The sequence below is a fragment of the Pantoea sp. S62 genome, from assembly GCF_016658625.1.
Taxonomy (GTDB): Bacteria; Pseudomonadota; Gammaproteobacteria; order Enterobacterales; family Enterobacteriaceae; genus Pantoea; species Pantoea vagans.
In genome coordinates this window covers 35,172-60,375 of sequence record NZ_JACVVI010000020.1, presented here as the reverse complement: position 1 = coordinate 60,375, position 25,204 = coordinate 35,172, and the positions used below count along the sequence as shown (strand labels likewise).

The 25,204-nt window shown below is 55.5% G+C and carries 22 protein-coding genes and 1 other RNA gene; 16 read left to right on the top strand and 7 right to left on the bottom strand.

The window, feature by feature from the left end; genetic code table 11:
- Positions 1 to 13: 13 nt before the first annotated feature.
- The gene (gene metK, locus IBT54_RS21920) at positions 14 to 1,165 is read right to left on the bottom strand and encodes a methionine adenosyltransferase (RefSeq protein ID WP_010248851.1); all 1,152 of its coding nucleotides are present in this window, start codon (positions 1,163 to 1,165) and stop codon (positions 14 to 16) included.
- Positions 1,166 to 1,422: 257 nt separating this feature from the next.
- The gene (locus IBT54_RS21915) at positions 1,423 to 1,725 is read right to left on the bottom strand and encodes a hypothetical protein (RefSeq protein ID WP_201253063.1); all 303 of its coding nucleotides are present in this window, start codon (positions 1,723 to 1,725) and stop codon (positions 1,423 to 1,425) included.
- A gap of 283 nt (positions 1,726 to 2,008) precedes the next feature.
- Between IBT54_RS21915 and speA the strand changes: the two genes are divergently transcribed.
- The 3 genes from speA to IBT54_RS21900 all read left to right on the top strand — a co-directional run bounded on the left by speA (position 2,009) and on the right by IBT54_RS21900 (position 5,680).
- Positions 2,009 to 3,985, top strand: coding sequence for a biosynthetic arginine decarboxylase (gene speA / locus IBT54_RS21910; RefSeq protein WP_013358966.1), 1,977 nt, complete (start codon positions 2,009 to 2,011; stop codon positions 3,983 to 3,985).
- Positions 3,986 to 4,155: 170 nt separating this feature from the next.
- A complete protein-coding gene (speB, locus tag IBT54_RS21905; protein ID WP_013358965.1) occupies positions 4,156 to 5,076 on the top strand; it encodes an agmatinase in 921 nt (306 codons plus the stop codon).
- Positions 5,077 to 5,269: 193 nt separating this feature from the next.
- Positions 5,270 to 5,680, top strand: a complete 411-nt coding sequence (locus IBT54_RS21900; protein WP_033733689.1) for a YidB family protein — start codon at positions 5,270 to 5,272, stop codon at positions 5,678 to 5,680.
- A 64-nt stretch (positions 5,681 to 5,744) separates the two neighbouring features.
- Here the strand turns inward: IBT54_RS21900 and IBT54_RS21895 are convergent, their stop codons facing one another.
- A complete protein-coding gene (locus tag IBT54_RS21895) occupies positions 5,745 to 6,500 on the bottom strand; it encodes a M48 family metallopeptidase (RefSeq protein ID WP_013358963.1) in 756 nt (251 codons plus the stop codon).
- A 271-nt stretch (positions 6,501 to 6,771) separates the two neighbouring features.
- Here IBT54_RS21895 and tkt point away from each other — a divergent pair, with 271 nt between their 5' ends.
- From tkt to IBT54_RS21860, 7 genes are all read left to right on the top strand, one after another.
- Complete coding sequence (gene tkt, locus IBT54_RS21890) at positions 6,772 to 8,766, top strand: transketolase (RefSeq protein ID WP_201253062.1); 1,995 nt, start codon at positions 6,772 to 6,774, stop codon at positions 8,764 to 8,766.
- A gap of 313 nt (positions 8,767 to 9,079) precedes the next feature.
- Positions 9,080 to 10,099 (top strand): erythrose-4-phosphate dehydrogenase, encoded by a 1,020-nt coding sequence (epd, locus tag IBT54_RS21885; protein WP_033733686.1) that lies wholly within the window; start codon positions 9,080 to 9,082, stop codon positions 10,097 to 10,099.
- A 51-nt stretch (positions 10,100 to 10,150) separates the two neighbouring features.
- Positions 10,151 to 11,314, top strand: coding sequence for a phosphoglycerate kinase (gene pgk / locus IBT54_RS21880; protein WP_201253061.1), 1,164 nt, complete (start codon positions 10,151 to 10,153; stop codon positions 11,312 to 11,314).
- Positions 11,315 to 11,419: 105 nt separating this feature from the next.
- Positions 11,420 to 12,499 (top strand): class II fructose-bisphosphate aldolase, encoded by a 1,080-nt coding sequence (gene fbaA / locus IBT54_RS21875; protein WP_013358958.1) that lies wholly within the window; start codon positions 11,420 to 11,422, stop codon positions 12,497 to 12,499.
- Between the two features lie 190 nt (positions 12,500 to 12,689).
- Positions 12,690 to 13,571 carry a small-conductance mechanosensitive channel MscS gene (mscS, locus tag IBT54_RS21870; RefSeq protein ID WP_201253060.1) on the top strand — a complete coding sequence of 294 codons (882 nt, stop codon included), beginning with the start codon at positions 12,690 to 12,692 and terminating at the stop codon, positions 13,569 to 13,571.
- A 124-nt stretch (positions 13,572 to 13,695) separates the two neighbouring features.
- Complete coding sequence (gene argO, locus IBT54_RS21865) at positions 13,696 to 14,319, top strand: arginine exporter ArgO (protein WP_201253059.1); 624 nt, start codon at positions 13,696 to 13,698, stop codon at positions 14,317 to 14,319.
- Between the two features lie 144 nt (positions 14,320 to 14,463).
- Positions 14,464 to 15,186 (top strand): oxidative stress defense protein, encoded by a 723-nt coding sequence (locus tag IBT54_RS21860; RefSeq protein WP_033784009.1) that lies wholly within the window; start codon positions 14,464 to 14,466, stop codon positions 15,184 to 15,186.
- Between the two features lie 344 nt (positions 15,187 to 15,530).
- On the opposite strand, the gene IBT54_RS21855 is transcribed toward IBT54_RS21860, so the two are convergent.
- Positions 15,531 to 16,436, bottom strand: coding sequence for a LysR family transcriptional regulator ArgP (locus IBT54_RS21855; RefSeq protein WP_010248822.1), 906 nt, complete (start codon positions 16,434 to 16,436; stop codon positions 15,531 to 15,533).
- 182 nt (positions 16,437 to 16,618) lie between these two features.
- Here IBT54_RS21855 and rpiA point away from each other — a divergent pair, with 182 nt between their 5' ends.
- Together rpiA and serA are read left to right on the top strand one after the other, a co-directional pair.
- Complete coding sequence (rpiA, locus tag IBT54_RS21850) at positions 16,619 to 17,278, top strand: ribose-5-phosphate isomerase RpiA (protein WP_013358954.1); 660 nt, start codon at positions 16,619 to 16,621, stop codon at positions 17,276 to 17,278.
- Positions 17,279 to 17,557: 279 nt separating this feature from the next.
- Complete coding sequence (gene serA / locus IBT54_RS21845; protein WP_033733680.1) at positions 17,558 to 18,796, top strand: phosphoglycerate dehydrogenase; 1,239 nt, start codon at positions 17,558 to 17,560, stop codon at positions 18,794 to 18,796.
- Positions 18,797 to 19,226: 430 nt separating this feature from the next.
- Here serA and IBT54_RS21840 read toward each other — a convergent pair whose 3' ends face one another.
- The 3 genes from IBT54_RS21840 to zapA form a co-directional block, all read right to left on the bottom strand.
- The gene (locus IBT54_RS21840; protein WP_201253071.1) at positions 19,227 to 19,820 is read right to left on the bottom strand and encodes a 5-formyltetrahydrofolate cyclo-ligase; all 594 of its coding nucleotides are present in this window, start codon (positions 19,818 to 19,820) and stop codon (positions 19,227 to 19,229) included.
- A 92-nt stretch (positions 19,821 to 19,912) separates the two neighbouring features.
- Positions 19,913 to 20,096, bottom strand: a non-coding RNA gene (ssrS, locus tag IBT54_RS21835) — 6S RNA.
- A 40-nt stretch (positions 20,097 to 20,136) separates the two neighbouring features.
- Entirely contained in the window at positions 20,137 to 20,466 is a 330-nt protein-coding gene (gene zapA, locus IBT54_RS21830) for a cell division protein ZapA (protein WP_008925677.1), read from the bottom strand.
- 170 nt (positions 20,467 to 20,636) lie between these two features.
- Between zapA and IBT54_RS21825 the strand changes: the two genes are divergently transcribed.
- Genes IBT54_RS21825 through ubiI form a run of 4 tightly spaced genes read left to right on the top strand, consistent with a single transcriptional unit; the run spans position 20,637 to position 24,975 of the window.
- Positions 20,637 to 21,215 (top strand): YecA family protein, encoded by a 579-nt coding sequence (locus tag IBT54_RS21825; RefSeq protein WP_033733679.1) that lies wholly within the window; start codon positions 20,637 to 20,639, stop codon positions 21,213 to 21,215.
- Positions 21,216 to 21,261: 46 nt separating this feature from the next.
- Complete coding sequence (gene pepP / locus IBT54_RS21820) at positions 21,262 to 22,584, top strand: Xaa-Pro aminopeptidase (RefSeq protein WP_201253058.1); 1,323 nt, start codon at positions 21,262 to 21,264, stop codon at positions 22,582 to 22,584.
- Positions 22,581 to 23,759: a 2-octaprenyl-6-methoxyphenyl hydroxylase gene (gene ubiH, locus IBT54_RS21815; protein WP_201253057.1), complete on the top strand. Its 1,179-nt coding sequence runs from the start codon at positions 22,581 to 22,583 to the stop codon at positions 23,757 to 23,759. Before pepP ends, ubiH begins: the two co-directional genes overlap by 4 nt.
- Positions 23,760 to 23,772: 13 nt before the next feature.
- Positions 23,773 to 24,975 (top strand): FAD-dependent 2-octaprenylphenol hydroxylase, encoded by a 1,203-nt coding sequence (gene ubiI, locus IBT54_RS21810; RefSeq protein ID WP_201253056.1) that lies wholly within the window; start codon positions 23,773 to 23,775, stop codon positions 24,973 to 24,975.
- Positions 24,976 to 25,204: the final 229 nt, after the last annotated feature.

Genomic DNA, 25,204 nt, shown 5'->3' with positions numbered 1-25,204 from the left:
GCCGTCGCTGACCTTACAGGCCAGCGGCTTCACGCAGCAGAGCCGCTTTGTCGGTTTTTTCCCATGGGAAATGTTCGCGACCAAAGTGACCGTAAGCCGCGGTCTCTTTATAGATTGGGTGCAGCAGATCCAGCATCTGAATCAGACCGTATGGACGCAGGTCGAAGAACTCGCGTACCAGCAGCGTCAGCTGTTCAGTAGAGATTTTCTCAGTGCCGAAGGTTTCCACCATGATTGAGGTCGGTTCAGCCACGCCGATTGCGTAGGAAACCTGGATTTCACAACGGTCAGCCAGACCGGCCGCCACGATGTTTTTCGCCACGTAACGCGCTGCATAGGCTGCAGAGCGGTCAACTTTTGACGGATCTTTACCCGAGAACGCACCGCCACCGTGACGCGCCATGCCGCCGTAAGTATCCACGATGATTTTACGACCGGTCAGACCGCAATCGCCCATCGGGCCGCCGATCACAAAGCGACCGGTTGGGTTGATGTGATATTTGGTTGAGGCGCTCAGCCATTCTGCTGGCAGAACCGGCTTGATGATCTCTTCCATCACCGCTTCCTGCAGATCTTTCTGGCTGATGGATTCCGCGTGCTGGGTAGAGAGCACGACGGCATCAATGCCGACGATTTTGCCATCGTCATACTGGAAAGTGACCTGGCTCTTGGCATCCGGACGCAGCCACGGCAGGGTGCCGTTTTTACGCACTTCAGCCTGACGCTGCACCAGACGGTGCGCATAGGTCACCGGCGCAGGCATCAGCACGTCTGTTTCGTTGGTGGCATAGCCGAACATCAGGCCCTGATCGCCCGCGCCCTGTTCCAGCGGATCGGTGCGGTCAACGCCCTGGTTGATATCCTGAGACTGTTTACCAATCGCGCTTAATACCGCACAGGAGTTGGCATCAAAGCCCATATCGGAATGAACATAGCCGATTTCACGTACGGTCTTGCGGGTGATCTCTTCGATATCGACCCAGGCGCTGGTGGTGATTTCACCGCCAACCAGCACCATACCGGTTTTAACGTAAGTTTCGCAGGCCACGCGCGCTTTCGGATCCTGTTCAAGGATCGCATCCAGCACAGCATCGGAGATCTGGTCGGCGATTTTATCGGGATGTCCTTCTGATACGGACTCGGACGTAAAAAGGTGTTTAGCCATTCTGTTCTTTACCTTAAATATGGTTTGAGTACGACTGCATAGCGCCAGTGAGGTTGTCTGACCTGACGCCCCTTCAGGCAAAGCCGCGAGCAGTGAGGTTGTGTCAGCACAGCGGGCCAACACCGCCTGGATAGTAACCTGTTTAGATGGAAAACCATCTGGACGGCTATTTTAGGATAGAGGGTAAACCAATTACCAGCCCTTTTTCTGTTTCAGCATTTAACCTGTTATCGTTATCGACATAATTTGCTGACACTTCACGCAATTCCCGGATAATCTTTTTGCATTTTTGGGCCGTAAACGGTATAAAACGCCGCTGCTTCGAGAGCAGCAGCAAGAATGACGCCACTCTCTGCTTCGCGCCTGTCGGACTCTGATCTGGCTTTCACCCAGGTTGTTTTCCATGTGCCCCTGGCATATGCGGAGGTGATACAAGTAATGAACCACGCTTTTTCTTTTTCCGGTTCTCTGCGCTGCGGCGTGGCGCTGGCTCTCTCCTGCTTCCCATCTGTTTCTCTTTTCTGCCGACACGACGTCCGATGCGGTAATTTTACCGACACAGGCGCCGGCTAATCTTTATCTCTGCTCGATCGGTTTTGTCTCTTCTCTGCGCCCGCGCAGCGGAACGACGCAGATTATCCATGGTCAATAGTGATCGGTTAAATGTTCTCTGTTTCAACGGAGATGGCCAGGGTGTTTTACACTTAACTCTCATGCGTGAATCGCGCTGACGGCAATGTCAGGTGAACAGGACAGTGGATTTAATGTGGCAACAGGTTTTCAGATTAGCGGCCATAAAGCCGGTTAACAGTTCTATCTTTCAACGGAAAATTGAGGTTCGCGATGTCTGACGACATGAAGAATATCAAAGGTTCGTCAGCTGGCGAACAGGGTACACTCCGCTCCATGCAGGAGGTTGCAATGAACGATCAGGATGCGAGCAAAATGTTGCGTACGTACAACATCGCCTGGTGGGGCAACAACTATTACGACGTTAACGAACTGGGCCACATCAGTGTCTGCCCCGATCCGGACCGTCCGGATGTGCGCGTCGATTTAGCCCGCCTGGTGAAAGAGCGCGAAGCACAGGGCCAGCGTCTGCCCGCCTTGTTCTGCTTCCCGCAGATCCTGCAGCATCGTCTGCGTTCGATTAACGCCGCCTTTAAGCGTGCGCGTGAATCTTACGGTTACAAAGGCGACTACTTCCTGGTTTACCCGATCAAAGTTAACCAGCACAAACGCGTCATCGAATCGCTGATTCACTCTGGGGAACCGCTGGGACTGGAAGCGGGTTCCAAAGCAGAGCTGATGGCGGTGCTGGCGCACGCCGGACAGACCCGCTCGGTGATCGTCTGTAACGGCTATAAAGACCGCGAATATATTCGTCTGGCGCTGATCGGCGAGAAGATGGGCCACAAGGTCTATCTGGTGCTGGAGAAGATGACAGAAGTCCGGCTGGTGCTGGAAGAAGCAGGACGTCTGAATGTGGTGCCGCGTCTCGGTATCCGTGCGCGTCTGGCTTCTCAGGGCTCCGGTAAATGGCAGTCGAGCGGCGGCGAAAAGTCGAAGTTTGGCCTGTCTGCGACCCAGGTGCTGAAGCTGGTTGAGATCATGCGTGAAGCGGGTCGCATCGACAGCCTGCAGCTGCTGCACTTCCATCTGGGTTCGCAGATGTCCAATATCCGCGACATCGCCACCGGTGTGCGTGAGTCGGCGCGCTTCTACGTCGAACTGGCGAAGCTGGGCGTTAATATCAAATGTTTCGACGTCGGCGGCGGTCTCGGCGTCGATTACGAAGGCACACGCTCGCAGTCGGACTGCTCGGTCAACTATGGCCTGAATGAGTACGCCAACAATGTGATCTGGGCGATTGGTGCGGCCTGTGATGAGCACGGTCTGGACCATCCGACGGTGATCACCGAGTCCGGTCGTGCCGTGACCGCGCACCACACGGTGCTGGTCTCCAACATCATCGGTGTGGAGCGTAACGAGTTCAGCGAACCCGAAACGCCGGATGCGGATGCGCCGCGCCCGATCCTCAGCATGTGGGAAACCTGGCAGGAGATGCACGAGCCGGACACCCGTCGTTCGCTGCGTGAATGGCTGCATGACAGCCAGATGGATCTGTCTGATATCCACACCGGCTACGCGTCCGGCACTTACGATCTCAAACAGCGTTCATGGGCTGAGCAGCTCTATCTGAGCATCTGCCACTACATTCAGCAGCATCTGGATCCCAGCAACCGTGCGCACCGTCCGATCATCGACGAACTGCAGGAGCGGATGGCGGATAAGATCTACGTTAACTTCTCGCTGTTCCAGTCGATGCCGGATGCGTGGGGTATCGATCAGCTGTTCCCGGTCCTGCCGCTGGAAGGGCTGAACAAGAAGCCGGAGCGCCGCGCCGTACTGCTCGACATCACCTGTGACTCAGATGGCACCATCGATCACTACGTGGATGGCGACGGTATCGCGACTACTATGCCGATGCCGCAATATGACGTTGATAACCCGCCGATGCTGGGCTTCTTTATGGTCGGGGCGTATCAGGAAATCCTGGGCAACATGCACAACCTGTTCGGTGACACCGAGGCGGTGGATGTCTACGCACGCGAAAATGGCGAAGTCGAAGTGCAGCTTTCGGATGAAGGTGACACCGTGGCTGACATGCTGCGTTATGTGCAGCTTGATCCTAACGAGCTGATGGCGCTGTTCCGCAATCAGGTGCAGGCGTCCGATCTCGACGACGAGCTGCGCGCGCAGTTCCTGGAGGAGTTTGAGAGCGGCCTCTACGGATATACCTATTTAGAAGATGAGTAATCGGCCCTGGCAGCCCGCAATCGCATATTGCAGTTGCCGTTAACTATGTCGATAATCTGAACCACTCAATCCCTTCCTCGTCGGGCCTAACGACGCGGAGGGGATTTTTTTCATCTCAACCTTAATGGCTTGCGGGCCTGGCCCGACACACGCACATAGAGAGAGCAATTATGTATAACACGCTTGGCAATCAGTACGACAACTCCCTGGTTTCTAACGCTTTTGGCTTCATGCGTTTTCCGCTGAATTTCCAGCCTTACGACAGCGACGCCGAGTGGGTTATCACCGGCGTGCCGTTTGATGCCGCCACTTCCGGTCGTCCGGGCAGCCGCCTGGGTCCGGGCGCAATCCGTCAGATCTCAACTAATCTGGCCTGGGAAGGCTGCCGCTGGCCGTGGGATTTCGACCTGCGTCAGCGCCTGAACGTCGTCGACTGTGGCGATCTGGTTTACGCCTTCGGCGACTCGCAGGACCTCTCTGACAAGTTACAGGCCCATGCGGAAAAACTGCTGGCCAATGGCAAGCGCATGATGACCTTTGGTGGTGACCACTACGTTACGCTGCCTCTGCTGCGCGCCCATGCGAAACATTTCGGCAAGATGGCGCTGGTGCATTTCGATGCCCATACCGATACCTACTCCAACGGCCCGACCTTTGACCACGGCACCATGTTCTTTACCGCGCCGAAAGAGGGTCTGATCGATCCACAGCACTCCGTGCAGATCGGTATCCGTACCGAGTTCGACAGGAGCCTGGGCTTCAACGTGCTGGATGCGGCGCAGGTTAATGACCGCAGCGTTGACGATATCCTCGCCGAAGTAAAACGCACTGTTGGCGATCTGCCGGTTTACCTGACCTTCGATATCGACTGTCTGGACCCGGCCCATGCGCCAGGCACCGGCACACCGGTTATTGGCGGCCTGACCACCGATAAAGCGACCAAGCTGATTCGTGGCCTGCAGGGCATGAACATTGTCGGCATGGATCTGGTGGAAGTGGCACCGGGTTACGATCACGCCGATCTGACAGCACTGGCGGCGGCGACGCTGGCACTGGATATGCTGCATGTTCAGGCCGTGAACAAGGGCTAATCCCATTCTGAGCCTGCCGGGCCAATCCGGCAGGCTTTGCGCTGCCACCTGAAGCGGCGCAGTGTCAGTAACGGTCACCATCCGCTTTTCCCCTCCGGATTTTTCTCCCGCTTTTGACACCGCACGCGCCTCAGGCGTAACCACGCATCAGCAACTAAACTGACTGATATCAATTCTCAACGTGGAGGCAATTATGGGCTTTCTGGATGAACTGGCGGGAGCGCTGCAGGGCAACCAAAGCGACGGGCATCTGCCTGGGCAGCTGCAGGCGGTCTGGCACTGGGTACAGGAGCAGGGCGGCATCGAAGTGCTGCTGCAAAAATTCCAGCAGGGCGGGCTGGGTGAGGTGTTTGGTTCGTGGATCGGCACCGGGACGAATCAGCCGGTAGAACACAGCGACATCCACTCGGCGTTTGGTGAGGCGGAACTGCAGTCACTGGCGGATAAGCTGGGAACCGACGTGAAAGGCGCAGCGGGCACGCTGGCAGTTATCCTGCCGCAGCTGATTGATAAGATGTCACCGCAGGGGCATATGGATGAAGCCTCACTGCACGAGAACAAACTCGATTTAGGTTCGATGGTGGATCAGATATTCAAACGTTAGGCCACAGATACTGACCTGACACGCTCTGCAGGCGCATGCACAATGCACGCGCCTGCTGTCCGTATTACTTCGCGTCAGCAGCAATACGTTCGCGGATGTGCTCGGCGCGCGCTTCAGAAGCCGGGTGCGAGTCAAACATCGAGCTCTGACGTCCCTGTTCCAGTTTCGCCAGTTTCTCAAAGCTGGTGACCAGGCCTTCCGGGTTGATGTTGCGCTTCTTCATCAAATCGTAGGAGTAGTCATCCGCCTGTGATTCCTGTGTCTGGGAGAACTGCGCATTGACCAGTTTTTCCCCCATCTCACCCAGTTGCGACTGCGACAGTGAACCGATCACGCCGCCCACTGAGGCTGCTGCCGTGCGAGCTGCGGTCGTGGCATACGCCAGTTGCATCGCCTTGCGCGTATGACCTAACGCCACGTGCCCCATCTCATGACCCAGCACGCCTTCCACTTCATTGTCGGTCATCATATCCATCAGGCCGCTATAAACGCGGATACAGCCGTTGGCCATCGCCCAGGCGTTAACATCTTTGGTCTGATAGACCTTGTAGTTAGCCGGGACGCCGTTGATGTTGTCGCCCAGCGCGGCCGCAATCTTGTTCAGACGCTGCTGATACTCACTGTTCGCAGGCGCAACCTGATTATCTTTGTCCATCTGCTCACAGGATTTATCGCTCAGCTGCTTAACCTGATCGTCGCTCAGGGTGTACGCCTGAAACGCCTGCGCGCCCGACTGCATCAGTCCATTATTGTCTAAACCCTGACAGCCGCTGAGCAGCGTTGCCAGCCCAAGCGCTAACACCGTTTTCTGGATTTTCATGCTCTATCCCATTCATAACAAGGTAAGAAAAACAAACACCTGAAACTCAGTCAGGTGAATAAACGATTTGGTTATAGCGTGCCAGTCTGCACTTTGCTAGCAGAGTTGGCCGGAAAAGCCATACGAAGCGGTTACATTTAGCGTTTTACAGCATGTACTTTTGCCCCGATTTTCATGTACATTGATGGGCAACTTTTTCCTTGTTTTGCCCACTAACTCATTAATAACAATAAGTTAAGGCGCGAAGCATTAATCCGACCTGGAGTAGAAAATGCCCTCTCGTAAAGAGCTTGCCAACGCCATTCGTGCGTTAAGTATGGATGCAGTACAGAAAGCGAAATCGGGACATCCGGGTGCCCCAATGGGCATGGCGGACATCGCTGAAGTACTCTGGCGCGGCTACCTGAACCACAACCCAACCAACCCGCTGTGGGCCGACCGCGACCGTTTCGTGCTCTCTAATGGTCACGGCTCTATGCTGATCTACAGCCTGCTGCACCTGACCGGCTACGATCTGCCACTGAGCGAGCTGGAAAACTTCCGCCAGCTGCACTCAAAAACTCCAGGTCACCCTGAATATGGCTACACCGTGGGCGTTGAAACCACCACCGGTCCGCTGGGGCAGGGCATCGCGAACGCAGTCGGCTTCGCCATTGCGGAACGCACGCTGGCCGCACAGTTCAACCGTCCGGGTCATGACATCGTAGACCACAACACCTATGTCTTCATGGGCGATGGCTGCATGATGGAAGGTATTTCGCACGAAGTCTGCTCACTGGCGGGTACGCTGAAGCTGGGCAAACTGGTTGCGTTCTATGATGACAACGGCATCTCTATCGATGGTCACATTGATGGCTGGTTCACCGATGACACCGCGAAGCGCTTTGAAGCGTACGGCTGGCACGTGGTGCGCGGCGTTGATGGTCACGATGCGGACGCGATTGCTAAAGCGATCGACGAAGCGAAAAGCGTCAGCGACAAGCCTTCATTGCTGATGTGCAAAACCGTTATCGGCTTTGGTTCACCGAACAAAGCGGGTACGCATGATTCACACGGCGCACCGCTGGGTGATGATGAAGTGGCACTGACCCGCAAACAGCTGGGCTGGAACCACGCGCCATTCGTTATTCCTTCTGACATCTATGCAGAGTGGGACGCGAAAGAAGCGGGCCAGGCAAAAGAGTCTGCATGGGATGAGAAATTCGCTGCGTATGCGCAGGCACATCCTGAACTGGCTGCCGAGTTCAAACGTCGCGTCAGCAACGAACTGCCCGCTAACTGGCAGGAAGAGTCGCAGAAGTTCGTTGAACAGCTGCAGGCGAACCCGGCCAAGATCGCCAGCCGTAAAGCCTCACAGAACGCTATCGAAGCTTTCGGTAAAATTCTGCCGGAATACCTGGGCGGCTCAGCCGACCTGGCACCGAGCAACCTGACTATCTGGTCTGGCTCTAAGCCAATCAACGAAGATGCAGCGGGTAACTACATCCATTACGGCGTGCGCGAGTTCGGTATGACCGCTATCGCTAATGGCCTGGCGCTGCATGGCGGCTTCCTGCCGTACACCGCCACCTTCCTGATGTTCGTTGAATATGCGCGTAATGCAGCGCGTATGGCGGCACTGATGAAGATCCGCCAGATCATGGTCTACACCCACGATTCTATCGGTCTGGGCGAAGATGGTCCGACGCACCAGCCGGTTGAGCAGATGGCGAGCCTGCGTACCACACCAAACATGAGCCTGTGGCGTCCATGTGACCAGGTTGAATCTGCCGTGGCGTGGAAATATGCCATCGAACGTCAGGATGGCCCGACAGCACTGATCTTCTCTCGTCAGAACCTGGCGCAGCAGGAACGTGACGCTGCACAGCTGGCTAACGTGGCACGTGGCGGTTATGTACTGAAAGATTGCGACGGCACCCCTGAGCTGATCCTGATCGCTACCGGTTCAGAAGTTGAGCTGGCTGTCGGTGCATGGGACAAACTCACCAGCGAAGGCCGTAAAGTGCGCGTGGTCTCTATGCCGTCAACGGATGCTTTCGACAAGCAGAGCGATGAGTACCGCGAATCTGTACTGCCGAAAGCGGTCAGCGCGCGCGTCGCTATCGAAGCGGGCATCGCGGATTACTGGTTCAAATACACCGGTCTGAACGGCGCGATCGTGGGTATGACCAGCTTTGGCGAATCTGCACCTGCGGATCAGCTGTTTGAACTGTTTGGCTTCACCGTCGACAACGTGGTCGAGAAAGCGAAGGCGCTGCTGGCGTAAAAACCGGCCAGGCGGGTCTGTTCCCGTCTGGCAGTGAAACAAGAGGGGCGAAATTTTCGTCCCTTTATTTATTATTCCTCCAGTAATAACTGACTATGGCCCGAATTTGTGACGCAGATCCAAATTTAAGCAGTCAGATTGATCACAGTCATTCCTGTTATTCCTTCCTTCTATTATTGTGGCTGAACCGTTTCAGTCGCTGTGCACACCGCCCTGATTTCGGACAATGCCGGGTAAGAATCTCCTGTACAAAATGCAGTGAAACGCTCAGGCTAACGGCACGTTTTTTTCAGTCTGACGTGGCAGGAGAGAAATGACGGTACGGGTAGCGATAAATGGTTTTGGCCGGATTGGACGCAACGTCCTGCGCGCGCTTTATGAAACGGGCCGGCGTGCAGAGATCACCGTGGTCGCCATTAACGAGCTGGCAGAAGCCACCGGTATGGCGCATCTGCTGAAATACGATACCAGCCATGGTCGTTTTGCTTTCGACGTCCGTCAGGAGCGCGATGTGATGTGGGTGGGGGGTGATACCCTGCGTATTCTGCACCGTGCAGACATTGCCGATTTGCCCTGGCGTGAACTCGACGTGGATGTGGTGCTGGACTGTACCGGCGTCTATGGCTCGCGGGCTGATGGCGAAGCGCACCTGCAGGCTGGCGCTAAAAAAGTGCTGTTCTCTCATCCCGGCGGCAACGATCTCGACGCCACGGTGGTGTATGGCGTTAACCAGCAGGCACTGACCGCCAGTGACCGCATCGTCTCCAACGCCTCCTGTACGACGAACTGCATTATTCCGGTGATTAAGCTGCTGGATGATGCGTTTGGAATCGAATCCGGCACTGTCACTACGATCCACTCGGCGATGCACGATCAGCAGGTGATCGACGCCTATCACAGCGATCTGCGCCGCACACGTGCAGCCAGTCAGTCGATCATCCCGGTAGATACGCGTCTGGCGGCTGGCATTACCCGTATTTTTCCGAAATTCAACGATCGCTTTGAGGCGATAGCCGTTCGCGTCCCGACGATTAACGTGACGGCCATTGATCTCAGCGTTTCTGTGCATAACGCGGTGACAGCGTGTGATGTTAACACCCTGTTGCGGAGCGCGGCAGAAGGGGCATTTCGTGGTATAGTTGACTATACGGAATTACCGTTAGTCTCAGTAGATTTTAACCATGATCCGCACAGTGCCATTGTGGATGGAACACAAACGCGGGTCAGCGGTCAACACCTTATCAAGACCCTGGTCTGGTGTGACAACGAATGGGGCTTTGCTAACCGAATGCTCGACACGACGTTAGCGATGGCCGCAAGCGGTTTCAGGTAAGACGCGGTTTGCGTCTGGCAAAACTTATGAGAATCAACGAGAGGGTTCACCATGTCTGTAATTAAGATGACCGATCTGGATCTGGCTGGCAAACGCGTTCTGATCCGTGCCGATCTGAACGTACCAGTTAAAGAAGGTAAAGTGACGTCTGATGCACGTATCCGTGCTTCTCTGCCAACCATTGAAGCGGCGTTGAAACAGGGCGCGAAAGTAATGGTTACCTCCCACCTGGGTCGTCCGACCGAAGGTGAGTACAACGAAGAGTTCTCGCTGCTGCCGGTAGTTAACTACCTGAAAGAGAAGCTGAGCGGCACCAATGTGACCCTGGCAAAAGATTACCTCGATGGCGTTGAAGTCGGCGCTGGCGAACTGGTGGTGCTGGAAAACGTTCGCTTCAACAAAGGCGAAAAGAAAGACGACGAAGCGCTGTCTAAAAAATATGCTGCGCTGTGCGACGTATTTGTGATGGACGCCTTTGGTACTGCGCACCGTGCGCAGGCGTCTACCCACGGTGTCGGCAAATTTGCTCCTGTCGCCTGTGCCGGTCCGCTGCTTTCTGCAGAGCTGGAAGCGCTGGGTAAAGTCATGAGCAACCCGGAACGTCCGCTGGTGGCTGTCGTTGGCGGTTCTAAAGTCTCTACCAAATTTGACGTGCTGCAGTCTCTGGTCAAAATCGCGGACACCGTGATTGTGGGCGGCGGCATCGCGAACACCTTCGTGGCTATCGACAACAATGTCGGTAAATCACTCTATGAACCAGACTTCGTTGAAGCGGCCAAAGGCCTGCGCGATCAGCACGGTATCCCGGTTCCGATTGACTCACGCGTCGGCACAGAATTCTCTGAAACTGCGCCAGCGACCGTGAAAAAGGTTTCGGAAGTGGCGGATAACGAAGAGATTATGGACTTTGGTGACGAAACCGCACAGGCGATGGCGGCTATCCTGAAGGATGCTAAAACCATCCTGTGGAACGGCCCGGTGGGCGTGTTTGAGTTCCCTAACTTCCGTAAAGGCACCGAGATCGTGGCGAACGCCATTGCAGACAGCGATGCCTTCTCTGTTGCTGGCGGTGGCGATACCTTAGCGGCTATCGACCTGTTCGGCATTGAAGACAAAATTTCCTACATCTCTACCGGCGGCGGCGCGTTCCTTGAATTCGTTGAAGGCAAAAAACTGCCTGCAGTTGCTATGCTGGAAGAGCGTGCGAAGCAGTAATCCTTTGGGGGCGATGCCTGGCGGCATCGCCTGAAGTCTTGCCCGTCTGGGCGTTTAAATCGATGTTCCCGAGCGGGAACAACGGTCACGAAACAGGACACAATCATGTCTAAAATTTTTGATTTCGTAAAACCCGGCGTTGTCACTGGTGATGACGTACAGAAGATCTTCAAAGTTGCGAAAGAGAACAAATTCGCACTGCCAGCCGTAAACTGCGTCGGCACCGACTCTATCAATGCCGCACTGGAAGCCGCTGCGAAAGTTAAAGCGCCAATCATCATCCAGTTCTCTAACGGCGGTGCTGCATTTATCGCGGGTAAAGGCTTCAAGACTGATAAACCACAGGGCGCGGCCATTTTCGGCGCTATCGCGGGTGCACATCATGTTCACCTGATGGCTGAGCAGTATGGCGTGCCGGTTATCCTGCACACCGACCACTGTGCCAAGAAACTGCTGCCATGGATCGACGGTCTGCTGGACGCGGGTGAAGAGTATTTCCAGAAAAACGGTAAACCACTGTTCTCTTCTCACATGATCGACCTGTCAGAAGAGTCTCTGGAAGAGAACATCGAGATCAGCAGCAAATACCTGGCGCGTATGGCGAAACTCGACATGACGCTGGAAATCGAACTGGGCTGTACCGGTGGTGAAGAAGATGGCGTGGATAACAGCCACATGGACGCTTCTGCACTCTACACTCAGCCGGAAGATGTGAACTACGCGTATGAAAAACTGCATGCGATTAGCCCGCGCTTCACCATTGCGGCTTCATTCGGTAACGTACACGGCGTTTACAAGCCAGGTAACGTGAAACTGACCCCGACCATTCTGCGCGATTCGCAGAAATATGTGTGTGAAAAACATGGCCTGCCGCACAACGCGCTGGACTTCGTTTTCCACGGCGGTTCAGGTTCTTCAGCTGCAGAAATCGAAGAGTCTATCAGCTACGGCGTGATCAAGATGAACATCGATACCGATACCCAGTGGGCAACCTGGGACGGCATCCTGCAGTACTACAAAAAGAACGAAGGCTATCTGCAGTCGCAGCTGGGTAACCCGGAAGGCGACGACAAGCCAAACAAAAAATACTACGACCCACGTGTCTGGCTGCGTTCTGCCCAGGCCTCTATGGTCGTGCGTCTGGAGCAGGCTTTCAAAGAGCTTAACGCTGTCGACGTGCTGTAACTGACATTCAGTTATCGTACAAAAAAGGCCCGAAAGGGCCTTTTTTTATGCAAAATTTTCGTAAAAACGCGCTTTAAAGCCCGACGGTTTGGCGCTTAAGGGGATAATTGATTACCCTTGATGGCAGGGTGTCGGATGTCATCTGGCAGTTTTTTCATTCCCGGTGGGAATCTAACAACAGGGCTTATTAATGGAAGATTTACACGTCGTCGACGGCTTAAATAACGCAGGTAACTGGCTGATTCGCAATCAGGCGCTGATCATCAGCTATGCCGTAAATATCGTTGCCGCTATCGCCATCATCATTATCGGGATGGTCATCGCCCGTATCATCTCTAATGCCGTAAATCGCCTGCTGCGCGCCCGTCATATCGACGCGACCGTGGCAGACTTCCTCTCCGCGCTGGTGCGCTATGGCGTTATCGCGTTTACCATTATCGCAGCCCTGGGACGCATTGGAGTACAGACCGCCTCGGTGATTGCTGTACTGGGTGCTGCTGGTCTGGCAGTTGGTCTGGCCTTACAGGGATCGCTCTCAAACCTGGCCGCAGGCGTCCTGCTGGTCACCTTCCGCCCGTTCCGTACAGGCGAGTTTGTTGATCTGGGTGGCGTGATGGGCACCGTACTGCATGTGCAGATTTTCTCCACTACGCTCCGGACCGGGGATGGCAAAATTGTGGTGGTGCCAAACGGTAAAATCATCAGCGGAAACATCGTTAACTTCTCGCGTGAGCCGGTTCGTCGCAATGAATTTATCATTGGCGTCGCTTATGAAGCGGATGTGGATGAAGTCATTGCCTTACTGCAGCAGGTCGTTGAAGCCGACAGCCGTGTATTGAAAGAGAAGGGTATTCAGATCGGTCTTAACGAACTGGCTGCTTCTTCCATGAACTTTGTGGTGCGTTGCTGGAGCAACAGCGGAGACCTGCAGGACGTTTACTGGGATCTGCTGAAGAACTTCAAACGTGCGCTGGATAGCAAAGGAATTGGTATTCCTTATCCGCAGATGGATGTGCATCTGCATCAGAAATCCGTGCCTGAAGCCGTCGAAACCCAGCTTCAGTCGCAATAATCAGTCAATGGGCGGCGCCCGTCGCCCATTAATTTTGCTAATCGCAGATTAATTCTTTCAATTTCCGCTAATCATTTCCTCTCTTTATACTTCTTCGCATCTGACCATGTGAGGACGTAATGCTGTGATATCTCTCTACTTTCAGGGGCTTGCCCTCGGCGCCGCGCTGATACTGCCGCTGGGGCCGCAAAACGCATTTGTGATGAATCAGGGTGTAAAACGTCAGTACCATCTGATGACGGCGGCACTCTGCTCGCTGAGCGATATTCTGCTGATATGCGGCGGCATCTTTGGCGGCAGCGCCTTGCTGAGCCAGTCTCCGCTGCTGCTGATGGTCATCACCTGGGCGGGCGTGGCTTTTCTGCTGTGGTATGGCTGGGGCGCGTTGCGCAGTGCTTTTCGCGGTGAGGCCGATCTGACGGATGGTGCGCCGTTAAAGCAGAGCAGGGGACGCATCATTGCGACGCTGCTGGCGGTAACCTGGCTCAATCCGCACGTCTACCTCGACACCTTTGTGGTGCTGGGCAGTCTTGGCGGTCAGTTGCCGACTACCACGGCGCGTCAGTGGTTCGCGCTGGGCACCATCAGTGCGTCGATCCTCTGGTTCTTTGGTCTGGCCCTGCTGGCCGCGTGGCTCTCACCGCGCCTGCGTACCGCGAAAGCCCAGCGCGTTATTAACCTGCTGGTGGGCGCGGTGATGTGGTTTATCGCCCTGCAGCTGGCGCGCCAGGGCATTGCCGGTTTTTGATCCCGGCTGCGATCCGCGCCGGTAATTGCCGCACCGCAGGCGAACTTTTGCCATAATGACCACTCAAAGCATGGCGCATACCGATGCGCTTTTGGGCTTCGCCGGTTGGAAGCCGTCATAGTGACCTTTTCAAGGAGGACTTTCATGAAACTGAAAGCATTGGCTCTGGCCGCAATCATGAGCGCCGGGGCATTGCCTGGCGTACACGCTGATGAGTTACCGAACGGACCGCACGTGGTGACCTCAGGCAAGGCAACGGTCGATGCCCGTCCCGATATCGCGACGCTCTCAATCGTGGTGAACGTGTCGTCGAAAGATGCTGCAGATGCGAAAAAGCAGGCGGATAGCCGGGTTGCGCAATATTTCGATTTTCTGCAGAAAAACGGCATTGAGAAGAAAGATATCGATGCAGCTAACCTGAGCACACAGCCTGAGTACGATTACACCAAAGAGGGTAAATCGGTACTGAAAGGTTATCGCGCGGTGCGTCAGGTGCAGGTCACCCTGCGTCAACTGGACAAGCTGAACGATCTACTGGACGGGGCGCTGAAGTCTGGTCTGAATGAGGTACGCAGCGTTGAGTTAGGCGTGGCAAACCCGGAAAGCTACAAAGAGCAGGCGCGTAAAGCCGCGATTAAGAACGCGACTCAGCAGGCCTCACAGCTGGCTGAAGGCTTCAACGCGAAGCTGGGATCCATCTACAGCATTCGTTATCAGGTTGCCAACTATCAGCCGATGCCAATGAACCGCATGTATAAAGCGGCAGCCGCGGCAGATACGTCGGCGCAGGAAACCTACGATCAGCAGAGCATCAACTTTGACGATCAGGTCGATGTGGTGTTTGAGCTCAAGCCCAACACGCCATAATGCAAAACGGGGCTGATGTCCCGTTTGAGATTGTTGACAAAACCTGGCCTGGTTCGCTGTGAGACGGTGCCTGCACAGGAAACAGGGTCAGATCGGAAAGTCGCTAAGGCCAATCCCTGGCCGCTCGGTCCGCACAATTACGCACCTCATCCCTGAGGTGCGCCCGTGACCGGGCCAACGCGTTGCGTTGTTCAAAAACGCTCCCGGCGTTTTTGTCCCAGGCCGCGGGACGCTTTCCTCTTCTGACCCTGTTCCCTTCGCGTTTAACTTTTCTGTTGTTGTAAGACTCCTGGTTATCCCGATTTGTCAGCAACAAAAACGGGGCTTTCGCCCCGTTTTTGTTTTCAGGCTGCCACGTCATCCTGCCGCAGCACCCGATGTCCATGCGCAATCAGCGCATCGGTCACCCGACGCATTAAGCGGCTCTCCGGCGCAAACCGATGCCAGTAGAGCATCCGGCGCTGACACAATCCCGGCGTCAAATCGATTAACTCACCGCTTGCCAGCTCACGCTCAATCTGAAGATGCGGGATCATACAGCAGGTTGAACCCTGCCGCGCCATCTGCACAAAGGCTTCAGAGGAGTTCACGATGTGGCAGGGCACGCTGCCGGGTGAAAGATCAAAGTTCTGCTGCAGGAAGGCCTGATGCATATCATCAAGATGGTCAAACGCCACCGCAGGCGCTTTCAGCAGGGCTGAGCGCGTGACGCCGTTAGGAAAGAAGCGATCGGCAAAGTCGCGTGACGCGACAAACAGATAGTCGAGCGCACCGAGCTGATCCACCAGACAACTCGGTAGCGGTTGCGGCTGAATACTCACTGCACCGACTACTTCACCCCGACGCAGACGCTCCTGAGTGCGGGTTTCATCTTCGACCTGCAGATTCAGACGGACAGGGGAATCTGCCAGCACATCTTTCAGCGCAGGCAGTAGCCAGGTCGCCAGACTGTCGGCGTTGACCGCCAGCGACAGCAGCAGCGGCGTGGTGCCACTGTTCTCATCGCCCAGCCACTCCTCTTCCAGCAGCTCCACCTGATGCAGTAACGCCAGCAATTTCTGACCCTGTTCAGTCGGACGCGGCGGCACGGTGCGCACCAGCAGCGGCTGACCAAACAGGTTCTCCAGCTGCTTGATACGCTGTGAAACCGCCGATTGGGTGATACACAACTTTTGTGCGGCACGCTCAAAGCCGCGTTCGCGGATCACTGAATCCAGCGCCTGAAGCGTTCGATAATCCGGGCGTTTCATTCTTCTTCTCTCTCCTTCAGGGTGGACGTCACTATGCCACAAAAGTGTCACCTGTGATGGCTCGCTTGTTTTTTGTGGGCTGGCTTCCAAAGCGTTAAATCCACGTCGGACAGCCGAGCATTTTCAGCAAGCCTTGTTTTATACTACGCGCACTTCGTTGTCGCACAGGTTTTAAACATACCATGACCCAGGATGAACTGAAAAAAGCCGTTGGCTGGGCTGCACTTGACTATGTGCAGCCGGGCACCGTTGTTGGTGTAGGCACCGGATCCACCGCTGCCCACTTTATTGATGCGCTGGCCACGGTCAGGCATCAGATCGAAGGTGCCGTCTCCAGCTCCGACGCCTCTACCCAAAAGCTGAAAAGCCTGGGCATTCAGGTGTTCGATCTGAACGAGATTGACCTGCTGTCGGTTTACGTTGATGGCGCGGATGAGATCAACCCACAGATGCAGATGATCAAAGGCGGCGGCGCAGCGCTGACGCGTGAAAAGATCGTGGCCGCGGTGGCCGAGACCTTTATCTGCATCGCTGACGCCTCAAAAGAGGTCGATGTGCTGGGGCGTTTTCCGCTGCCAGTCGAAGTGATTCCGATGGCGCGCAGTTACGTGGCGCGTCAGCTGGTGAAAATGGGCGGCCTACCTGAGTATCGTCAGAACGTGGTGACCGATAACGGCAACATTATTCTTGATGTGCATAATCTGCGCATTCTCGATCCGATTGAGCTCGAAAAAACCATCAATGCCTTGCCTGGCGTCGTTACTGTTGGCCTTTTTGCCGCGCGCGGTGCCGATATCGCATTGATTGGCGGCCCTGATGGCGTGAAAACCATCAAAAAATGATCTGTCTGGCGCTGTAAAGGCGCCGGTTATTTCTGCCTGCAAATCATCTTTTCTCACGTCAGTGAAATTTGGTGACTTATGTCACATAACCGTCATCGACAGTAGGTTCGTTCTCTCTTCATCGCTGACCTCATGATTTTGTCCGGCAATGTGCTGCTGTCAGCCATTGCCGTGCTGGCTGCCGGGCAATCGTTTGTATTGCCGGACGCGATTTTTTTGATATTTTGACAGAAGGCTGGCTTATGGTAGTCCTCATTGAATGCTGAATAGGATCGGGAAATGGCAAAGGTATCACTGGAAAAAGATAAGATTAAGTTCCTGCTGGTGGAAGGTGTCCATCAGAGCGCGCTGGAGAATCTGCGGGCTGCAGGCTACACCAACATCGAATTCCACAAGGGCGCACTGGACTCCGACGCGTTAAAAGCATCGATCCGCGATGCGCACTTCATTGGTATCCGTTCCCGCTCCCAGCTCACTGAAGAGATTTTTGCGGCGGCTGAAAAGCTGGTTGCCGTTGGCTGTTTCTGTATCGGCACTAACCAGGTTGATCTGCAGGCGGCTGCGAGCCGGGGTATTCCGGTATTTAATGCGCCGTTCTCGAATACCCGCTCGGTGGCAGAGCTGGTCATTGGTGAGATGCTGCTGATGCTGCGTGGCATCCCCGAAGCGAATGCGAAAGCACACCGTGGCATCTGGAATAAGATTGCCAAAGGTTCATTTGAAGCGCGTGGTAAAAAGCTGGGTATTATTGGTTACGGCCATATCGGGATGCAGCTGGGCGTGCTGGCAGAAAGCCTGGGTATGCATGTTTTCTTCTACGACATTGAAAACAAGCTGCCGCTGGGTAATGCCACCCAGGTACGCCATCTGGCCGATCTGCTCAACATGAGCGACGTTGTCAGCCTGCACGTGCCGGAAACCGCCTCTACACAGGATATGATCGGTGCAGAGCAACTGGCGCAGATGAAACCCGGTGCGCTGCTGATTAACGCCTCACGCGGCACCGTCGTGGATATTCCGGCGCTGTGTGATGCCCTGGCCAGCAAGCATGTGGGTGGCGCAGCCATCGATGTCTTTCCGACCGAGCCTGCCACCAACAGCGAGCCGTTTATCTCTCCTCTGAGTGAGTTCGACAACGTGATCCTGACACCGCACATTGGCGGATCGACGGAAGAAGCGCAGGAGAACATCGGAATTGAAGTAGCGGGTAAGCTGGCGAAATATTCCGATAACGGCTCGACTCTCTCGGCTGTAAACTTCCCGGAAGTGTCACTGCCGATTCACGGTATCAGCGCCAGCCGTCTGCTACACATCCATGAAAACCGTCCCGGCGTGCTGACGGCCATCAACCAGATCTTCGCAGAGCAGGGCATCAACATCGCCGCGCAGTATCTGCAGACCTCGCCGTTTATGGGTTATGTGGTTATCGACATTGATGCAGAGCCAGAAGTGGCAGAGAACGCACTGCAGCTGATGAAGGCGATTCCGGGCACTATCCGCGCTCGTTTGCTTTACTAAGTGATACCAACCTGAATAGGCGCTTAGTCGCGTCTCTTCAGGTAGTTAATACAGGCTGTCCCGATTTGCTGTAATACCGAGACTGCGAAGAGAACACGGTCAGATCGGAAAGACGCAAAAGCTGCCATCCATGGCATGCTCGGCCCGCGCGATTACGCACCTCATCCCTGAGGTGCGCCCGTTGCCGGGCCAACGCGTTGCGCTGTTCAAAAACGCTCCCGGCGTTTTTAGTACGCACCTCATCCCTGAGGTGCGCCCGTGAACGTGCCAACGCTTTGCGCTGTTCAAAAACGCTCCCGGCGTTTTTGTCCCTTGCGCGGGACGCTTTCCTCTTCTGACCATCTTCCCTGCGCATTGAGCTATTTCATTGCTGCCAGTTGCGCCCAAATATGGGTTTAAGCCGTCTGAAAATCCCCTAACAGTGCTTCTTCTACTCCCACTGCCAGAGCTTTGACGGCGTCATCACCGCTGGCAAAGGCACATCCCATTCTGCAACCGGCAGGCTATCCACCTGCTGACAGTCGTGTGCCAGACCGACGGGCAAAAAACCGTGCTGCCGCCAGTTCTGTAGCGTACGGTCATAGAAGCCGCCGCCCATTCCCAGCCGTTGCCCATGCTGATCAAAGGCCACCAGCGGCACCAGCATCAGATCCAGTTGATCAAGTGTGCTCAACTGCCGGATATCGAGCGGCGGTTCAGGAATACGCAGTTTATTCGGGATCAGTGTTGTATCGGGCGAGTAGCGCAGAAACAGTAAATTACCGGGGGAGAAAGGGTGTAAAACCGGCAGATAGACGGCTTTCTTCAGATGCCAGAGCCGGGCAATCAGCGGACGGGTATTCAGCTCACCATCAACCGACAGAAACAGGGCAATATTGCGCGCGGTAGTAACTGGAGCGTAGTTAAGGGCGAGTTCAGCAAGCTGTTCGGCCGCCTGAGCCTGCTGCTCATCTGTCATGGCACGACGCAGATGGCGCACCTGCTGACGAATTTCCTGACGCTGTAACATTGAAGGTGATGATATGGAAGGTTCAGACATGATTTCCCCGCCGTTTAAGCCGCTGTGCAGCGACTATAACATGTCGGTCCGGGGAAAAAAGCAGGACTACAGAAAGGGAGATCTCCGAGATGCCGCCGTAGGCTGTAACCCTTGAACCCTTGGTTCAAGGTGAACATGCCGTCGTAACCATCAGGCTTCTCGGACGAACCGAGCATGCACACAGGTTACAGAGCGTCACATTCTGTTTTTTCGAAATATCGGCTCAGGGGACTGGCCCACATGCAAACATCTCAGAGAAAATTTACCTCACCGTTGCTGTAACGATAGCAACCATGAAGTTTTATTCGAACTTCGCACCCTCACGCTCAGAGATGCGACCTTGCTCAACCAGTGCCTGTTCTATCGTCTGCTGCAACATACGAATACGCTGTTCCATATTAGCAGCATAATCGCGCGTTTTCACTTTCTCTTGCGCCAGCTCGTGGCAGACGTTTAACGCGGCGATGAACACCAGTTGTTCTGTATTTGTGACTCTAGTGCGAACTTTTAGATCTTGCAACCGTTGATTGAGATCTTCAGCCGCGCTATTGAGCGCATCTTGCTGCTCTGGCGGACAATTCACTCTCAACGAACGACCAAAAATTTGTAAATCTACCGGTTGTGCAGACATGCCACCTTCCTGACTGATTACTTCGCTCGCAACTCCCTTAGCAGTCAATGGCTTGGGAGGCGGGCAACTATATAGACCCACGAAATAAGATACAACCCCTTTTCTGGAAACCTTGAGGCAGCTAGTGGTAGCATAACACGAACTTATTCTGCCAACGACGATGAAAACTTATGTCCTTACAGAACGCAACTCCCGATTACAACGCGCTCGCGGCTGTGCTCTCCCAGCAGGGCGTTGGCATGACGCCCGCGGAAATGCATGGCCTGCTGAGCGGGATCCTCTGTGGCGGTAACCAGGACACCAGCTGGAAGACGCTGGTACACGATCTGGCTAACGAAGGCATGGCGTTTTCACACACTCTTGCCGTGCCGCTGGCGGCGCTGCACGAGCACACGGCCACCACGCTGGAAGATGACGGCTTCCTGTTTCAGCTGATGCTGCCTGCTGACGATGACATCACTGTCTTTGACCGCGCAGATGCACTGGCAGGCTGGGTTAACCATTTTCTGCTCGGCCTGGGCGTAACACAGCCTAAACTGGATAAGGTCACCGGCGAAACCGGCGAAGCAATCGACGATTTGCGCACTATCGCCCAGCTTGGTTACGAAGAAGATGAAGACCAGGAAGAGCTGGAGCAGTCGCTGGAAGAGGTGATCGAGTATGTGCGTGTCGCCGCACTGCTGTGCCACGATACGTTTACCCGTCCCCAGCCCACCGCGCCAGAAGTGCAAAAACCGACGCTACACTAATTTCAGGTCAACGCGTTTAACCGGTCAGTTTACAGGGAGTGCAGAGATGATTTCACTGGAACGATACCTGCAGCGTCGTCAGGCGCTGCTGGCAAAGATGGCGCCTGGCAGCGCAGCGCTAATTTTTGCTGCGCCCGAAGTGACGCGCAGTAATGACACGGAATACCCATTCCGCCAGAGCAGCGACTTCAGCTATTTCACCGGCTTTAACGAGCCGCAGGCACTGCTGGTGCTGATCAAAAGCGATGAAAATCATAATCACAGCGTGCTGTTTAACCGCGTGCGTGACCCGGCAGCGGAAGTCTGGTCTGGCCGTCGGCTGGGCCAGGAGGCGGCTCCCGAAAAACTGGGCGTTGATCGTGCCTTACCCTGGAGTGATATCGGTGAACAACTCCATCTGCTGCTGAATGGCCTTGACGTCATTTACCATGCGCAGGGCGAATATGCCCATGCGGATACGCTGGTGTTCAGCGCGCTGGACAAGCTGCGTCGCGGTTTCCGTCAGAATCTCAGTGCGCCCGCTACCCTCACTGACTGGCGACCGTGGGTGCATGAAATGCGCCTGTTCAAAGATGCTGAGGAGATTGCATTGTTACGTCGCGCCGGGGAAATCAGCGCACTGGCGCATACCCGTGCCATGCAAATCTGTCAGCCCGGCATGTTTGAGTACCAGCTTGAAGGTGAAATTCATCACGAATTTACCCGCCACGGCGCGCGTTATCCCTCCTACAACACCATTGTGGGGGCCGGTGAGAACGGCTGCATTCTGCACTACACCGAAAACGAAAGTGAAATGCGCGACGGCGATCTGCTGCTGATCGATGCAGGCTGTGAATTCTATGGCTATGCGGGCGATATCACCCGCACCTTCCCGGTTAACGGCAAATTCAGCCCGGCGCAGCGCGCGATTTACGACATCGTGCTGGCTTCGCTGAAGCGATCGCTTGAGATGTTCCGCCCTGGCGTCAGCATTCGTGAAGTGAATGATGAAGTGGTGCGCATCATGATTACCGGTCTGGTTGAACTGGGCATCCTTGAGGGCGACGTTGATACCCTGCTTGCCGAAGAGGCGCATCGTCGGTTCTTTATGCACGGCCTGAGCCACTGGCTGGGGCTGGATGTGCACGATGTCGGTCACTATGGCACGCCGAGCCGCGACCGGATTCTGGAGCCGGGCATGGTGTTAACCATTGAGCCGGGCCTTTATATCGCCCCGGATGCGGACGTGCCCGCACAGTATCGCGGCATCGGCATCCGAATCGAAGATGACATTGTGATTACGGAAGATGGCATTGAGAATCTCACCGACAGCGTGGTGAAAGAGGCCGATGAGATTGAAGCACTGATGGCGGCGGCAAAACAGGCATGACGATTCTGATTGCCGGAGGCGGCATGACCGGGGCGACGCTGGCGCTGGCGATCTCCCATCTCACCCAGGGCACACTGCCGGTGACGCTGATTGAAAGCAGTGAGCCTGGCAGTCGGGCGCATCCTGGTTTCGATGGCCGCGCGATTGCACTCTCTGCCGGCACCTGCCAGCAGCTGGCGGACATCAATCTGTGGCAGCGCATCGCCAGTTGTGCCACCCCGATTACCGATATCCATGTTTCCGACCGCGGGCACGCTGGCTTTGTGTCGCTGGCAGCGGCTGATTACGCGATTCCGGCGCTGGGACAGGTGGTCGAACTGTTTGACGTCGGTCAGCGGCTGTTTGCTGAACTTAAAAAAGCGCCAGGCGTGACGCTGCGCTGTCCGGCGCGCGTCACGCATGCCCAACGCAGCGAGCAGCAGGTAGAGGTGACGCTGGACAGTGGCGAGCAACTGAGCGGCAAACTGCTGGTGGCGGCGGATGGCACGCGCTCTGCGCTGGCCGCCTCGTGCGGTATTCAGTGGCAGCGGGACGACTATCAGCAGCTCGCAGTGATTGCCAATGTCACCACTGCGTTGCCTCATCAGGGCCGGGCATTCGAGCGTTTCACCGAACATGGCCCGCTGGCGTTGCTGCCGATGTCCGGCAACCGTCTGTCACTGGTCTGGTGTCATCCGCTTTCGCAGCGTGAACGCATTGAGCAGTGGAGCGAGGCCGAATTCCTGAGCCAGCTTCAGCGTGCCTTTGGCTGGCGCCTGGGCAAATTCACCCACACCGGTCAGCGTGAATATTACCCGCTGGCCCTCCACCGGGCGATCTCGCCCGCGACCCACCGCGTGGCGGTGGTGGGCAATGCAGCGCAGACGCTGCATCCGATTGCCGGACAGGGCTTCAATCTTGGCCTGCGGGATGTGATGTCGCTGGCCGAAACCCTGGCCGCCGCCCATCGCCAGCAGCAGGACCCCGGCAGCTATGCGGTGCTGAACCATTACCAGCAGCGTCGTCAGCCCGACCGCGCCGCGACTATCGGTATTACCGACGGGCTGGTTCGTGTCTTTGCGAATCGCTATGGCCCGATGGTGGCCGGTCGCAACCTGGGTCTGCTGGCGATGGATCATCTGCCGTGGCTACGAAATCAACTGGCTGAGCGTACGCTTGGCTGGGTTAAGCGTTAATAAAGAGGCTCAGATGCAAACTTTTGATGTGGTGATTGCCGGTGGCGGTATGGTGGGGCTGGCGGTGGCCTGCGGCTTGCAGGGCAGCGGACTGCGCATCGCCGTGCTGGAAAAATCGCCGGAGCCACCGCTGGCGCTGAGTGCGTCTCCGTCCATTCGCGTGTCGGCGATCAATGCTGCCAGCGAACGGCTGCTGCAGAAGCTGGATGTCTGGTCGAGCATTCTCTCGCTGCGCTGCCGCGCATATCACGGCATGGAAGTGTGGGATAAGGACAGTTTCGGCACCATCGCCTTTGATGATGAGCAGCAGGGCCTGTCGCATCTGGGCCATATCATCGAAAATCCGGTGATTCATAACGCGCTCTGGCAACGCGCCAGCGCCTGCAGTGACGTAACGCTGATGGCACCCTCGCAGTTACAGCAGGTGGCGTTTGGCGACAATGAAGCCTTTATTACCCTGCAGGATGGCAGCATGTTAAGCGCGCGATTAATGATTGCCGCTGACGGGGCTAGCTCCTGGCTGCGTAATAAAGCCGATATTCCGCTGACCTTCTGGGATTACGATCACCATGCGTTAGTGGCTAACGTCCGCACTGAGAAGCCTCACGATGCGGTAGCGCGCCAGGTGTTCCACGGCGACGGCATTCTGGCTTTCCTGCCGATGCAGGATCCCCATCTGAGCTCCATCGTCTGGTCGCTCTCGCCGCAGGAAGCGAGTCGTCTGGAAACCATGCCAGACGCGCTGTTCAATCAGCAGCTCTCAGTGGCGTTTGATATGCGCCTTGGCTTGTGCCAGCTCGAGAGCGAGCGTAAGTCGTTCCCGCTGGTGGCGCGCTATGCCCGCAACTTTGCGGCACACCGTCTGGCGCTGGTGGGCGATGCGGCCCACACCATTCATCCACTGGCGGGTCAGGGCGTTAACCTTGGCTTTATGGATGCCGCCGAATTGATTGGTGAAATTCGCCGTCTGCATCAGCAGGGTAAAGATATTGGTCAGCACCTCTATCTGCGTCGCTACGAGCGCAGCCGTAAGCACAGTGCCGCCATGATGCTGGCGGGAATGCAGGGCTTCCGTGAAATATTCGCCGGTAATAATCCGGCAAAAAAACTGCTGCGCGATGTCGGTCTGAAACTGGCCGATCGCCTGCCTGGGGTAAAACCCATGATGCTGAAGCAGGCGATGGGCCTGAATGATTTGCCCGCCTGGCTACGTTAAATCCGTGCCTTCTGATAAGCCAGCGTCTGCTGGCTTTTTTTATCCCTGAACCCCTCTGCACCACCAAAAGGCAATGCTGCACCATCGGGGATCTTCGTTTGATTTATTCTAATTTTGCGGCCGAATTCGCATTACTTTTTCTCATTCATCTCCTGGCAGAGTGCGGAATTTTTTTAACATCCTGAATGCCATTCCGCATAAATTTGCTGCGTATATTTAAAAGTCCTGC

What these genes read in the sequence shown, in the direction of transcription:
- metK (WP_010248851.1), bottom strand. Translation starts at nt 1,165, where the DNA reads ATGGCTAAACACCTTTTTACGTCCGAGTCCGTATCAGAAGGACATCCC.
- speA (WP_013358966.1), top strand. Translation starts at nt 2,009, where the DNA reads ATGTCTGACGACATGAAGAATATCAAAGGTTCGTCAGCTGGCGAACAG.
- speB (WP_013358965.1), top strand. Translation starts at nt 4,156, where the DNA reads ATGTATAACACGCTTGGCAATCAGTACGACAACTCCCTGGTTTCTAAC.
- IBT54_RS21900 (WP_033733689.1), top strand. Translation starts at nt 5,270, where the DNA reads ATGGGCTTTCTGGATGAACTGGCGGGAGCGCTGCAGGGCAACCAAAGC.
- IBT54_RS21895 (WP_013358963.1), bottom strand. Translation starts at nt 6,500, where the DNA reads ATGAAAATCCAGAAAACGGTGTTAGCGCTTGGGCTGGCAACGCTGCTC.
- tkt (WP_201253062.1), top strand. Translation starts at nt 6,772, where the DNA reads ATGCCCTCTCGTAAAGAGCTTGCCAACGCCATTCGTGCGTTAAGTATG.
- epd (WP_033733686.1), top strand. Translation starts at nt 9,080, where the DNA reads ATGACGGTACGGGTAGCGATAAATGGTTTTGGCCGGATTGGACGCAAC.
- pgk (WP_201253061.1), top strand. Translation starts at nt 10,151, where the DNA reads ATGTCTGTAATTAAGATGACCGATCTGGATCTGGCTGGCAAACGCGTT.
- fbaA (WP_013358958.1), top strand. Translation starts at nt 11,420, where the DNA reads ATGTCTAAAATTTTTGATTTCGTAAAACCCGGCGTTGTCACTGGTGAT.
- mscS (WP_201253060.1), top strand. Translation starts at nt 12,690, where the DNA reads ATGGAAGATTTACACGTCGTCGACGGCTTAAATAACGCAGGTAACTGG.
- IBT54_RS21860 (WP_033784009.1), top strand. Translation starts at nt 14,464, where the DNA reads ATGAAACTGAAAGCATTGGCTCTGGCCGCAATCATGAGCGCCGGGGCA.
- IBT54_RS21855 (WP_010248822.1), bottom strand. Translation starts at nt 16,436, where the DNA reads ATGAAACGCCCGGATTATCGAACGCTTCAGGCGCTGGATTCAGTGATC.
- rpiA (WP_013358954.1), top strand. Translation starts at nt 16,619, where the DNA reads ATGACCCAGGATGAACTGAAAAAAGCCGTTGGCTGGGCTGCACTTGAC.
- serA (WP_033733680.1), top strand. Translation starts at nt 17,558, where the DNA reads ATGGCAAAGGTATCACTGGAAAAAGATAAGATTAAGTTCCTGCTGGTG.
- zapA (WP_008925677.1), bottom strand. Translation starts at nt 20,466, where the DNA reads ATGTCTGCACAACCGGTAGATTTACAAATTTTTGGTCGTTCGTTGAGA.
- IBT54_RS21825 (WP_033733679.1), top strand. Translation starts at nt 20,637, where the DNA reads ATGTCCTTACAGAACGCAACTCCCGATTACAACGCGCTCGCGGCTGTG.
- pepP (WP_201253058.1), top strand. Translation starts at nt 21,262, where the DNA reads ATGATTTCACTGGAACGATACCTGCAGCGTCGTCAGGCGCTGCTGGCA.
- ubiH (WP_201253057.1), top strand. Translation starts at nt 22,581, where the DNA reads ATGACGATTCTGATTGCCGGAGGCGGCATGACCGGGGCGACGCTGGCG.
- ubiI (WP_201253056.1), top strand. Translation starts at nt 23,773, where the DNA reads ATGCAAACTTTTGATGTGGTGATTGCCGGTGGCGGTATGGTGGGGCTG.